Origin of the sequence: Nonomuraea sp. NPDC050556 (assembly GCF_044457355.1) — a bacterium.
In the GTDB taxonomy this organism is placed as follows: domain Bacteria; phylum Actinomycetota; class Actinomycetes; order Streptosporangiales; family Streptosporangiaceae; genus Nonomuraea.
In genome coordinates, this window is sequence record NZ_JBITGU010000003.1 from 152194 (window position 1) to 163815 (window position 11622).

General features: G+C 69.2%; 10 protein-coding genes. 4 read left to right on the forward strand and 6 right to left on the reverse strand.

Annotated features, from left to right (window positions below; genetic code table 11):
• Window positions 1–379 precede the first annotated feature (379 nt).
• Window positions 380–1465 (forward strand): DUF4192 domain-containing protein, encoded by a 1086-nt coding sequence (locus ACIBG8_RS29850; protein ID WP_397346332.1) that lies wholly within the window; start codon window positions 380–382, stop codon window positions 1463–1465.
• Between the two features lie 626 nt (window positions 1466–2091).
• On the opposite strand, the gene ACIBG8_RS29855 is transcribed toward ACIBG8_RS29850, so the two are convergent.
• On the reverse strand, window positions 2092–2430 hold the full coding sequence (locus ACIBG8_RS29855) for a hypothetical protein (protein ID WP_397346333.1): 339 nt from the start codon (window positions 2428–2430) through the stop codon (window positions 2092–2094).
• A gap of 190 nt (window positions 2431–2620) precedes the next feature.
• Here ACIBG8_RS29855 and ACIBG8_RS29860 point away from each other — a divergent pair, with 190 nt between their 5' ends.
• Entirely contained in the window at window positions 2621–3160 is a 540-nt protein-coding gene (locus ACIBG8_RS29860) for a DUF1707 and DUF4870 domain-containing protein (protein WP_397346334.1), read from the forward strand.
• 533 nt (window positions 3161–3693) lie between these two features.
• Here ACIBG8_RS29860 and ACIBG8_RS29865 read toward each other — a convergent pair.
• From ACIBG8_RS29865 to ACIBG8_RS29875, 3 genes are all read right to left on the reverse strand, one after another.
• A complete protein-coding gene (locus ACIBG8_RS29865; RefSeq protein ID WP_397346335.1) occupies window positions 3694–4392 on the reverse strand; it encodes a septal ring lytic transglycosylase RlpA family protein in 699 nt (232 codons plus the stop codon).
• Window positions 4393–5072: 680 nt separating this feature from the next.
• Window positions 5073–6599 carry an ATP-dependent DNA ligase gene (locus ACIBG8_RS29870; protein ID WP_397346336.1) on the reverse strand — a complete coding sequence of 509 codons (1527 nt, stop codon included), beginning with the start codon at window positions 6597–6599 and terminating at the stop codon, window positions 5073–5075.
• A gap of 493 nt (window positions 6600–7092) precedes the next feature.
• Window positions 7093–7467 carry an FKBP-type peptidyl-prolyl cis-trans isomerase gene (locus ACIBG8_RS29875; protein WP_397346337.1) on the reverse strand — a complete coding sequence of 125 codons (375 nt, stop codon included), beginning with the start codon at window positions 7465–7467 and terminating at the stop codon, window positions 7093–7095.
• A gap of 67 nt (window positions 7468–7534) precedes the next feature.
• Here ACIBG8_RS29875 and ACIBG8_RS29880 point away from each other — a divergent pair, with 67 nt between their 5' ends.
• The gene (locus ACIBG8_RS29880; RefSeq protein WP_397346338.1) at window positions 7535–8284 is read left to right on the forward strand and encodes an SDR family NAD(P)-dependent oxidoreductase; all 750 of its coding nucleotides are present in this window, start codon (window positions 7535–7537) and stop codon (window positions 8282–8284) included.
• Here the strand turns inward: ACIBG8_RS29880 and ACIBG8_RS29885 are convergent.
• Window positions 8272–9711, reverse strand: a complete 1440-nt coding sequence (locus tag ACIBG8_RS29885; RefSeq protein ID WP_397346339.1) for a GuaB1 family IMP dehydrogenase-related protein — start codon at window positions 9709–9711, stop codon at window positions 8272–8274. The genes ACIBG8_RS29880 and ACIBG8_RS29885 overlap by 13 nt on opposite strands.
• A 72-nt stretch (window positions 9712–9783) precedes the next feature.
• Between ACIBG8_RS29885 and ACIBG8_RS29890 the strand changes: the two genes are divergently transcribed.
• The gene (locus ACIBG8_RS29890; RefSeq protein ID WP_397346340.1) at window positions 9784–10236 is read left to right on the forward strand and encodes a GyrI-like domain-containing protein; all 453 of its coding nucleotides are present in this window, start codon (window positions 9784–9786) and stop codon (window positions 10234–10236) included.
• Here the strand turns inward: ACIBG8_RS29890 and ACIBG8_RS29895 are convergent.
• Window positions 10181–11551 (reverse strand): hypothetical protein, encoded by a 1371-nt coding sequence (locus tag ACIBG8_RS29895; RefSeq protein WP_397346341.1) that lies wholly within the window; start codon window positions 11549–11551, stop codon window positions 10181–10183. The genes ACIBG8_RS29890 and ACIBG8_RS29895 overlap by 56 nt on opposite strands.
• Between the last annotated feature and the right edge of the window lie 71 nt (window positions 11552–11622).

Here is an 11622-nt window from a genome sequence, read left to right on the forward strand (position 1 = left end):
GCCCTGTCTCGCCTAATCCCACAGCCCTCCGAGGCCAGTCGCATGACCCACGCCCGGCCTTCCCAAGGCACGCCCAGCCTCAGCCCCTCCGCTAGCCCGCCAGCCCGCGCCCTGCCCTCACCCCGGCCCTTCCAAGGCGCCGGGTCGGCGAGAAGAGGTACGGCGCAGCCCGGCGCCCTCCACCGGCCCTCAGCCACCCACCCGCACCTACCGAGGCCCGCGCCCCTCCACCGGCCCTCAGCCACCCACCCGCACCTACCGAGGCCCGCGCCCCTCCACAAAGCCCCCATCCACAGGCCGCCAGCCCCTGCCCCGCGTTATCCCCAGAGCGCCACTCGGCCCAAAATCCCCACCCAACCCCCCGGCATCCTCTTCCCCCATGAGCACCTCCCCGGGCATCTCCCCAAGCGTCTCCGAGCCAACGCTCACCCTCGCCAGCCCCGCAGACATCCTGGCCGCCATCCCCTACCTGGTCGGCTTCCACCCGAAAGACAGCCTCCTGGTGCTGGGCATAGACGACATAGACCTGAAGATCACCACCCGCTGGGACCTCCCCCTCCCACCAGGCGCCCTCATCCCCCTACCCCCCATGCTCGCCCGCGAGAAAGTCACCCGGATCATCGCCGTAGGCTACGGCCCAGGCCAGCAGGTAACCCCCGCAATCGACCGCCTACAAGACCTCTGCGCCTCAAACGGAATCACCCTCTGCGAGGCCCTACGCGCCCACGACGGCCGCTACTGGTCCTACGTCTGCGACATCCCAGGATGCTGCCCCCACAACGGCACCCCCTACGACCCCTCAACCAGCGCAGTAGCCGCCGAAGCAGTGGTCAGAGGCATGGTCGCCCTACCAGGCCGAGACACGATAGAAGCCACCGTAGCCCCCGCCACAGGCCCAGTACGGCTGGCAATGCGCGCAGCCACCGCCCAAGCAGTGGCCGACCTGAGAACCCGCCTGAATGCCACCAAAACCCCCGACTCCCTGGCCGCCACCATCGTGGCCCAAGGCATAGCCAGAGTCCGCACAGCCCTGACCCCAGGAACCAGACTCAACGACACGGAAGCCGCCCGCCTAGGCCTGGAACTAGCCGTGATCCGCGTAAGAGACGAAGCCTGGACCCGCATAGACGACGCCACCCAACCCCTCCACGTCACACTGTGGAAAGACCTCACCAGACGCCTGGAAGACCGCTTCGTCCCACCAGCAGCCTCGTTGCTGGCAATGTCCGCCTGGCGCTCAGGCGACTGCGTCCTGGCCTCCATCGCCCTGGAACGAGCCCTGACCATCGACCCGACCTACTCGATGGCCAACCTGCTCACCCACGCGATGAACCACCTGCTCTCACCGCAACTCCTAAGAGGCCGCATGCCCACCCCAGCCGACCTCGACCGCACCATGGGCACCCCAAGAGCCGTCTGGCTAACCCCCTTGCTCAACATCCTGGAAGACCCAACCCCCCACTAACCCACCCAACCCCACCCCCGCCAGCCTCACTCGCCCGCCTCCAGCCTCACTCGCCCGCCTCCAGCCTCACTCGCCCGCCTCCAGCCCCACCCACACGCTCAGCCCCACCCACCCACACGCCCAGCCTTACTCACCCGCCCGCAGCCTTACTCACCCGCCCGCAGCCTTACGCACCCGCCCCCAGCTCCCGCCCGCGCCCAGCCAGCCCCACCCACTCGCCGCCAGCCCACACAAAGCACCCCACCAGGAACCAACGCCCCGATCCCGAGCCCCCACCCAGAACCCCGATCCGGGCCTCCATCCGCCCCGACCTCAGGCCTCAGCCCTCAACCCCAGACGCCCGGCTACGAGACCCCCGATACGAGACCTCCGACTACGGAACCTCTGGCGACGTGACCTCTGGCGACCCGACCACCCGGGCACGGGGATTCTCGGCGACGGGACCGTCCGGCCACGGGACAGCTCACGCGACGGGACCGAACCTCCCACGCGCCCAACCCTGGCGCCTACCGGAGGATTGCCAACGACCCCACGAAATACCGCAAGCCCTAAGAAGAGCGGCACCTAACAAGAAGAAAGGAACCCCGACAAATGAGCCGAAAAATCCCCAAAAACCCCAGAGGGATCTACAGCCCCTCCTGCCTCCGCCGTTCGTTATAAGCGCGCATACGCGCCGGGTACCCAGTGAGCTGCACGTCATAAACAGGCAACGCCAGATCACGAGCAACCTTGTGGATCACCCCCGGAGACCCAACCCGCCGCCGCGTCCACTCACCGTCATCAGCGACCGCAACAGCCGTCGTATCAGTAGCGAACGTCTCAGGCTCGACATAAAACTCCACACCACGCCGCGACTTGGCGAAGGCGATGAGCGCTTCAATGTCGGCGTCCGTCGCCTCGCGATCGAATTTCGCGATCTTCTGTCCGCGCAGGCGCCTGATCCCGTAGCGGTCTCGCCATCTCATGCCTCCTTTTTATACCGTTCAGCGCCCTGGCGCGTCGGGGCTGTTCTAGGGGACAGATAGGGGTTCCTCCCCGATGTCCCCCAGCGTCGGAGGACGCAGGATGAAGGGTGACTCGCCCGTATCGACGAAAGGCAAGGCTCACATGGCAGAGGCACCTTCTCCACCCCGGCCTGAGCAGGCGCATCTCCGCGTGACCAACCAGGACCGCGAGCACGTGGTCGAGCACGTCAAAGCCGCATACGCGGAGGGGCGTTTCGACAAGTTCGAGTTCGACGAGCGCCTGGAACGCGCGATGACGGCGCGCACGCACGCCGACCTCATGCCCATCATGACCGAGCTGTACGGCACGCGCCCTGTACCCGCCCACATCCCCCGCCCCATGCCTGCAGCCCCGCCACCCCGCTACCACGGCATGCCAGAAAGCAACGAACGTCTTGGCGCCGCCCTGGCACACGGCCTCGCCCTGGTGGGCTTCCCCATCCTCGGCCCGCTGCTGCTGTTGCTGACCGGCGGCAAGACCTCCGCCTACATCCGCCAGCAGTCCATGGAAGCCCTGAACTTCCACCTGACTGTCCTGGGCATTTCACTCCTCCTGCCCCTGACGATCGTCGGCGTAGTCCTGGTACCGGTGGTGTGGGTGGCAGCCTTCGTCCTGGCCATCGTCGGAGGCGTCAACGCCCTGGCGGGCAACGACTACCGCTACCCCATGACCATCCGCCTGGTGAAGTAGCCCCAACCCATCACGCCCCGCCCGACCCGCTTGCCGTACCCGCCCTAGGCAAGGCTGCGCCACATACGGAACATCACAGCCATGAGCGGGCTACGGGCGTGAGCCGCGCCACGGGCATGAGCAGCACAGCAAGCACGGGAGGCGAGGCGCAGCGCGCAAGAGACATCCACGGGCAACAGAACGCGCGCCACTGCACGGGTAGGGGTGCCTGGTTCGGAGCGTGCAGGCACGGGGGAGCACCCGTACGGGCATACGCGCTTGGCGCGGAGGGGGCGTGGCCGTGCATGGCGCGGAGGGGTGGCCGTGGATGGCGTGGAGAGGGCGTGGCCGTGCGCGTGGCGCGCAGCGGGCGCGGCTGTGCACGCATGGCGCGGAGAGGGCGTGGCCGTGCATGGCGCGCAGCGGGCGTGGCCGTGCACGCAGGGTGTGGACAGGGCATGGCCGGAAGGTGAGTGCGAGGTGTGTGGGGTGCCACGCGTTGAGGCTGGGGGGTGCGAGGGCGTGACCGGCAGGTGCCGGGACTGCAGGGGGGATTAGCTGGCCAGGACCTCGTACTTGACGGTCATCACGCCAGCGGAGGTGTCGCCGATGGCGGAGAACGCGGCCTCGGAAAGGTCCAGGCAACGACCGCCGGTGTACGGTCCGCGGTCGTTGATGCGTACGGTGACCGACTCCCCGTTCGCCTGGTTCGTGACGCGGACCTTGCTGCCCAGCGGCAACGTCTTGTGCGCGGCGGTCATCGCGGAGGGGTTGAAGCGTTCACCGCTGGCCGTCATCTGGGGTTCGCCGTAGTACGAGGCGCCGCACGTGCCGCTGGAAAGGATCCGGGGCTTCGGCTTGGTGGTCTTCTTCGGGGTGGGCTTGCTGTCGGCCGTCTCGGTCCCGCTGGACGATGAGGGTCCGTCGTCCGAGGTGCTCTTACTGGACGGGGTCGCGGTGCTCTTGCTCATCTTCGGCGACGGGGTGGGCTTCTTGGTGGACTTCGCGACCGCACCGCCGGGCGCGTCGGGGATGAGCGCCGTCGGGGTGGGGGAGGCCGCGCTGGGGGCGGCGGCGAGGTCCAGGGTGGTGGGCTTGGGGTCGTCGCCGTTCGCGACGGCGGCCCAAGCGGTGGTCGAGGCGGCTACGACGACGGCAGCGCCTGCTGCGACGGTCGTCCAGCGGCGTCGGCCGGGAGCCATCATGCGGCCCAGCGGATTCTGGCGGGACGGCTTGTGGGAGTGCTGACCCAAGGGAAACCACGGTCCTTGATAGGGGACATGACAGGGAAGGGCCAGACGTGGGGGAGGGGGTGGGGCGGCGCGTGCGTCTGCCATTCCCAAGGCGGGGCATCGGGGCCCTGCGCGTGGTTGAACATACGTGACAAACAACCGGCAAAGGCAAATTAATGGGACATCCAGTGACATATCTCACTTTGGTCCCCGCTTTGCTTCGAAGCCCGAGCGTACGCGCTGGATCTTGCGTTTTCTGGCGAACCGTTGACTTCCGCAGCACTCCCCGTGCGCAGAGCGGATGAACACGGCAAATCCGCAGGCCAGCACGGTTGCCGTGGTCCCGGGCGAAGGCCCGCAGCATCACCGGGGCCTTGCATGAGAGCCCATGCGGACCGCTGTCACGCCCCCTCGGCCAGGCGCGGCTAGCGGCCGTAGAAGGGCGCGGGAGTGTGGGCGTGCAGGGCGCTTGGATGCCGGGGCGCGGGGGGTGCGGGGCGGAAGCGGGAGGCGGGGGCTTGGTGCGAGTGGTGTGGCCCTGGGCCGTTGGAGGGCGCCGGGTTGCGCCGTACCTCGTCTCGCCGACGCGGCGCCTTGGGGAGGCGGGCGTATGGGGTGCGGTGCAGAGGGCGGGGCGCGGCGTGCGGGGCGGGAAGCTGTACCTCGTCCCGCCGACCGGTGTCTCGGAAGGGCGGGGAGGGTTAGAGCATCAGGGCGCGGACGGTTTCGATGGTGTCGGCGTCCTCGGGGCGTTTGTCGGGGCGGTAGCGCAGCACTCGGGCGAAGCGCAGGGCCATGCCGCCTGGATATCGAGGGGAGCGTTGTACGCCGTCGAAGGCTACTTCCACGACCTGTTCCGGGCGGACGGTCACGGTCCAGCCGTCTGTTGGGCCGTCGGCCAGTTCCAGGAAGCGTTCCGTCTGCCAGGCCAGCAGTTCGTCGGTCAGGCCCTTGAAAGTCTTGCCCAGCATGACGAAGTCGCCGGATTCCGGGTCGCGGGCGCCCAGGTGGAGGTTGGAGAGTTTGCCTTCGCGGCGGCCGTGGCCCCACTCGACGGCCAGCACCACCAGGTCCAGGGTGTGGCGGGGTTTGACCTTGATCCAGCCTGCGCCTCTGCGGCCCGCCGCGTAAGGAGAGGTCAGGGATTTGACCACCACGCCCTCGTGGCCGGATTTGATGACGTCTGTGAAGAAGGCTTCGGCCTTGTTCACGTCGTCTGTTGTCAGGCGGGGGGTGAGGAGCTCTGGCGGGGCCGTACGGGTGAGGATTTCCTGGCGTTCCGAGTAAGGGAGGTCCAGGAGGTCGGTGCCGTCCACGCGTAGGGCGTCGAAGAAGAACACGCTCAGTGGGGTCTCGGCGCGCAGGCGGGGCACGTCGGTCTTGCTGGTGGCTCGGGAGACGGTGACCTGGAAAGTGTGCGGGCGGCCGTCGGGGCGCAGGGCTATGACCTCGCCGTCGAGGACCAGGTCGGTGGAGGGGAGCGCCAGCAGCGCTTCGACCAGCTCGGGGACCTGGGGGGTGATGTCGTCGAGGGTACGGGTGAAGATGTGCACCTCTGAGCCGGAACGGTGTGCCTGGACGCGGACGCCGTCCAGCTTCCACTCCAGTGCGGCGGGGACGCCTGCCTTCTCCAGCGCGGCGGCTACGTTGGGGGCGCTGCCTGCGAGCATCGGGGCCACGGCTCGGCCGACTTCGAGCTTGAAGGCGTGCAGGGCTTCGACGCCGCCGGAGAGCGCGGCGGCACCTACGGCGGGGAGCCAGCCGCGCAGGGTCAGGGCGCGGCGTACGTCGGCGGACGGGGCGCCGGAGGCCTTGGCGATCGCCTCGATCATGACGCCGTCGAGGGCGCCCTGGCGGAGCTCGCCGCTGAGCAGGCGCATCAGGAAGGACTGCTCCTGGCTGGTGACGGCGCTGAACAGCTCGGCGACCAGCGCCTTGCGCGCGGCCTGGGAGCCGGGGCCGGAGACGGCCTTGATGCGGGTGAGCAGGGCGTCCACGTCGGTGAGCGTGGCGGTGGCGACGAGTTTGGGCTGCGGGAGGTCCTGCAGGGTGCGCCAGCCGACGCCCACCTGGCGTTGGGGCAGCTCGCCTGAGAGGTAGGAGATCGCGATCTCCGCTTCGGCTGGGGCGACCCGGGCGAGGAGCTCGGCCAGATGGCCGACCTTGCCCAGGCGGGCGGACGTCCGCGTCACCGCCTCCGACACGCGGACCACGTCGATCAGTAGCACACCGCTTATGTTGCCCTACTGCGCCGACAAAGTCTCGCTTCAAGATCAACAAGCGTTTTGGGGGTACGGCGGGGCCGGGGGATCGCCACCCGCCGACGTGGGTGGCGGGTCCGTGCGTCATGGCACTCAGTCGGACGTGGTTCCCGCCGTTACATCGGGTCGGGAAGCGTCGATGGGGTTTCTTGGCTGGTCACGGTGGGGATGGCTGGGGGCTGTTTGGTGGCGCCGGGCTGCGCCGTGCCTCGTCTCGCCGACGCGGCGCTGCGGTTGGCGGGTGTGAGGGTGGTTGGGGGCCCCTCGGTGGCGCCGGGCTGCGCCGTACCTCGTCTCGCCGATGCGGCGCCTTGGGAGCGGGCGGGTGTGGGGGCGAGGTCGGCCACGTGCGATGGGTGGTGCGATCGGAGGGCTGGCCGTACGAGGAGGTTGTGGGGGTGTGGGAGGGAAAGGGGACGGGACCGCCCCGAAAGGGGGCGGTCCCGTTATGTGGGGGTCGTTAGCGGACGCCCAGCAGGTCGACGACGAAGATCAGGGTTTCGCCCGGCTTGATGCGGGCGCCGGCGCCGCGGTTGCCGTAGCCGAGGTGCGGCGGGATGACGAGCTTGCGCCGTCCGCCGACCTTCATGCCCGCCACGCCCTGGTCCCAGCCCGCGATGACGCGCCCGCCGCCCAGCGGGAACTCGAAAGCGTCCCCCCTGTTCCACGACGCGTCGAACTCCTCGCCGGTCGAGAACGCGACGCCCACGTAGTGGACGCTCACGCTGTGGCCCGGCTTGGCCTCGGGGCCGTCCCCCTCGACGATGTCGACGATCTCCAGTTCGGCGGGCGGGTTGCCCTCTGGAAAGTCGATTTCCGGCTTCTCGAGTGCCACGAAATGCTCCTGATGAGAAAGAGATTGGACCCGTCGACTCTACGTGGTCGGGATATCGTGATGCCGCATGGCCGCCCTTTCCCCCGAGGGGATCCTGCTCACCGGGCGCGTCGCCGTGATCACCGGCGCCGCCAGAGGCATCGGCAGGGCGGTGGCCGAGGCGTTCAGCGCGTTCGGCGCCCGCACGGCGGTGTGCGACCGCGACACTCCAGACACCGGCGACCTGGCGATGACGCTGGACGTGCGCGACCCCATGGCGGTGGAGACGTTCGCGCGAGCCGTACAGGAGCGCTACGAAAAGGTAGACATCCTGGTCAACAACGCCGGAGGCACCTTTCACGCGAAATTTCGGGACACGTCCACTAAGGGCGAGCAAACGCTGATAAATGAGAACTTCACCCAGGTCACCGGGATGATCAGGCGGTTCCTGCCCCTCATGACGCCACACGGGTGCATCATCAACGTCACCTCCAGCGAGGCCCACCAAGCCGCCCCAGGGTTCGCGATCTACGCCGCCATGAAGGCCGCCCTCGAGAATCTCACCAGGACCCTGGCCCTGGAACTCGCCCCGATCAGAGTCAACGCCATAGCGCCGGACGCCCTGCTCACCGAAGGCGAGCAGGGCCTGCGCGACGAAACACCCAACGAAGACTACGAGCCCGTACGGCTACCGCCCCTGGGCCGCCTCGGCGACCCAGGAGACGCCGCAGCGGCAGCCGTCTACCTGGCCGCCGCCGGTTTCGTCACCGGCACCACCATCCACGTCGACGGCGGCATCCACGCCGCAGGCGGATGGCGAAGGACTCACCAGCTCTGATGCAGCGGCTTGCCCTCGGTGTAGCCGGACGAGCTCTGGATCCCGACCACGGCCCGCTCGTGGAACTCCTCCAGCGAAGCGGCCCCCGCGTAGGTGCACGACGACCGCAGCCCGGCCACGATCGCGTCGATCTGGTCCTCCACGCTCGGCCGCTGCGCGTCGAGGTACATGCGCGACGTCGAGATGCCCTCCTCGAACAGCGCCTTGCGCGCCCGCTCGAACGGCGTGTCGTCGGCCGTGCGCAGGCGTACGGCCCGCGCCGACGCCATGCCGAAGTTCTCCTTGTACACGCGCCCGTCCGCGTCGGTGCGCGCGTCGCCCGGCGACTCGTACGTCCCGGCGAACCACGACCCGATCATCACGTTCGCCGCCCCGGCCGCCAGGGCGAGCGCCACGTCGCGCGGGTGCCGCACGCCGCCGTCGGCCCACACGTGCCTGCCCAGGCCGCGCGCCTCCAGCGAGCACTCGAGCACGGCGGAGAACTGCGGCCGCCCGACGCCGGTCATCATCCGCGTCGTGCACATCGCGCCAGGCCCGACGCCGACCTTGATGATGTCGGCGCCCGCCTCGACGAGGTCCCGCACGCCTGACGCGGTGACGACGTTCCCCGCGGCGACCGGCACGCCCGGGTCCAGGGCGCGGACGGAACGCAGCGCGGAGAGCATCTTCTCCTGGTGCCCGTGCGCCGTGTCGACCACGAGGCAGTCCACACCCGCGTCGAGCAGCTCCTTCGCCTTGGCCGCGACGTCCCCGTTGACCCCGACGGCCGCCGCGATCCGCAGCCGTCCAGACGCGTCGAGCGCCGGCTGGTAGAGGGTCGCGCGCAGGGCGCCGGTGCGGGTCAGGATGCCGACCAGGCGGCCTTCACCGTCGACGATGGGGGCCAGCCGGTGGCGTCCGGAGTGCAGCTGGTCGAAGGCCTCGCGGGGGTCCAGCCCTGCGGCCAGAGTCAGCAAATTTCCGGACATGACTTGCGAGAGCTGCGTGAACATGTCCACGCCGTGGCAGTCGGCCTCGGTGACCACGCCGACGGGCCGGTTCTCCCAGTCCACCACGATGACCGCGCCGTGCGCCCGCTTGGGCAGCAGGTTCAGCGCGTCGCCGACGGTGTCGTGCGGCGTCAGGGTGAGCGGCGTGTCGTGGACGAGGTCGCGCTTCTTGACCCAGTCGACGACGTCGGTGACGACGTCGATCGGGATGTCCTGCGGGATGACGGTGATGCCGCCCCGCCGCGCCACGGTCTCCGCCATGCGCCGTCCAGCGACGGCCGTCATGTTGGCCACCACGATCGGGATGGTGGTTCCCGTGCCGTCGTTCGTCGAGAGATCGACCCCGAGCCGGGATCCGATCGAGGACCGCGACGGAACCATGAACACGTCGCTGTAGGTCAGGTCGTAACTCGGCTCGAGTCCGTTGAGAAACTTCACGTTGGTCCACCCTATGTGGTGACGGGTCAAGAGAGAGTTTTCCCCGTTCTTGTGGCCTTATGATCGGACGCTATGGACGTCATCGAACGTGAAGAGCTGCTGGTCGTCGGCCTGGCCGTACGGACCACCAACGCTGACGAGCGTGACCCGGCCAGGGGCAGGCTCCAGGGGTTGTGGCAGCGGGCCGGTGCGCCCGGAGCGTTCGCGCACGTGCCGGGACGCGTCGACGAGAACCTCTACGCGGTCCTGACCGACTACGAGAGCGACCACAACGGCGCCTACACGCAGATCGTCGGCGTGGGGGTGCGGACGGTGCCGCGGCTGCCCGAGGGCATGGTGGCGGTCCGTGTCCCCGGCGGCAAGGCGCTGAAGCTGGAGGCGCGCGGCCCGATGCCGCAGGCGCTGATCGAGGCGTGGCAGCAGGTCTGGGCGCACACCGAGGCGGGCGCCCAGCCGCCGAGGTCCTTCGCTACCGACCTCGAAGTGCACCACGCAGGCGGCGCAGATCTCTACATAGCGGTCTGATCGCCAGCGCCGCCGCGACACACGCGAGCGGGATGGCGGGCAGCAGGTAGCGGTGGTCGAAGTCGAGCGCCGCGATCGGCCCGAGGAACAGGAACACCGAGGCCAGCCAGGGCAGCGACACCCGGCGCACCCCCACGAGCAGCATGATCCCGAACAGTGGCCCGTGCAGCAGCCACGGGTACGGCACGGCGTTCAGCACCGACACCCACGGCTGGACGGAGCTGAGCCCCTTGATGCCGGGGTCGTAGGAGCGCCTGACCTGCCCGATGAGCGCGTGCTCCTCGGGCAGCCCCCAGGAGCCGACCGGGTATCCGAGCGCGGGCACGACCCGCTTGGGGTGGGCGACCGGCGTCAGCGTGAAGGCCAGGGACGCGTCCGAGGCCACGTCGCGCAGGTAGTCGAACGGCTGCGCCAGGATCGCCTTGACCGCGAACTCCCTGGCCAGGGCGTTGTACTGGAACCGGTCGCCGCCGAGCCGGTTGAGTGACGCGCCGGGCGCCCAGACGTACTCGGAGGCGGCGTCGACCACGGTCCCGTTCGGGCAAAGCCCCTTAATAACCGGAGATGGCTCTATCACCGAGCAGTCGGCGAACGTCATCGTGCGGGCCCACAACGCGATCCCGTCGGACCCGCTGAGCGCGAACCTGCCGTGGTGCTGCGCGAACCAGCCCGCGTAAGCCAGCAGCGGAAGCGCACCCGCCAGGGTCAGCGCGACCACCGGGCGAGGACCGGCCCGCCGTACCAGGAGAAAGAGGACCAGAAGGCCCAGCAGAGGAGCGGCCGCCGTGCGCGTGAGAGCCGCGCAGGCGATCAGGAGCCCGGCCGCGGCAGCCAGCCGGGGCGAGGGCCGCTCCTCCCACATCAGCGCCGTGACCGCGCCCACGATCAGCAGGATCAGCAGCGTCTCCGACAACACCGCGTGCTCCAGCCGCAGGAAAGCCGGGTTGAACAGCACGGGCACGGTCGCCAGCGCCGCGCCCCACCCGGGCAGGCCCTTGCGCCGCAGCAACGCGTAGATCAGCAGCCCGATCCCCAGCCCCAACGCGTGCTGGACCCCGGCCACCACCCGCACGTCGCGGAAGAACCACAGGAACGCCGAGTACCCGGCCGGATGGAACGCTCCAGGCGGCCGCAGGTGCAACGCGTTGTCCATGTAGGTGAACGAGTCGTACCAGTAGACCTGCGCCGTGTCGTAGGCCAGCATCATGACCACCCGCAGCAGCGCGGCGACCGCCAGGACGACGGCGAAAACACGGTGTCCCCCACGAGTCGCGGCAGGCGCCGACAAAACCGGCAAAGGTCGGGTAAGCAGCATGGGGCCCGAGTAGATCCAAACCGCCATAACCCAGCCGTCACCGAAAGTGGTTATGCGCTGGTTATGACAAA

What these genes read in the sequence shown, in the direction of transcription:
- ACIBG8_RS29895 (WP_397346341.1), bottom strand. Translation starts at nt 11,551, where the DNA reads ATGCTGCTTACCCGACCTTTGCCGGTTTTGTCGGCGCCTGCCGCGACT.
- ACIBG8_RS29890 (WP_397346340.1), top strand. Translation starts at nt 9,784, where the DNA reads ATGGACGTCATCGAACGTGAAGAGCTGCTGGTCGTCGGCCTGGCCGTA.
- ACIBG8_RS29850 (WP_397346332.1), top strand. Translation starts at nt 380, where the DNA reads ATGAGCACCTCCCCGGGCATCTCCCCAAGCGTCTCCGAGCCAACGCTC.
- ACIBG8_RS29880 (WP_397346338.1), top strand. Translation starts at nt 7,535, where the DNA reads ATGGCCGCCCTTTCCCCCGAGGGGATCCTGCTCACCGGGCGCGTCGCC.
- ACIBG8_RS29855 (WP_397346333.1), bottom strand. Translation starts at nt 2,430, where the DNA reads ATGAGATGGCGAGACCGCTACGGGATCAGGCGCCTGCGCGGACAGAAG.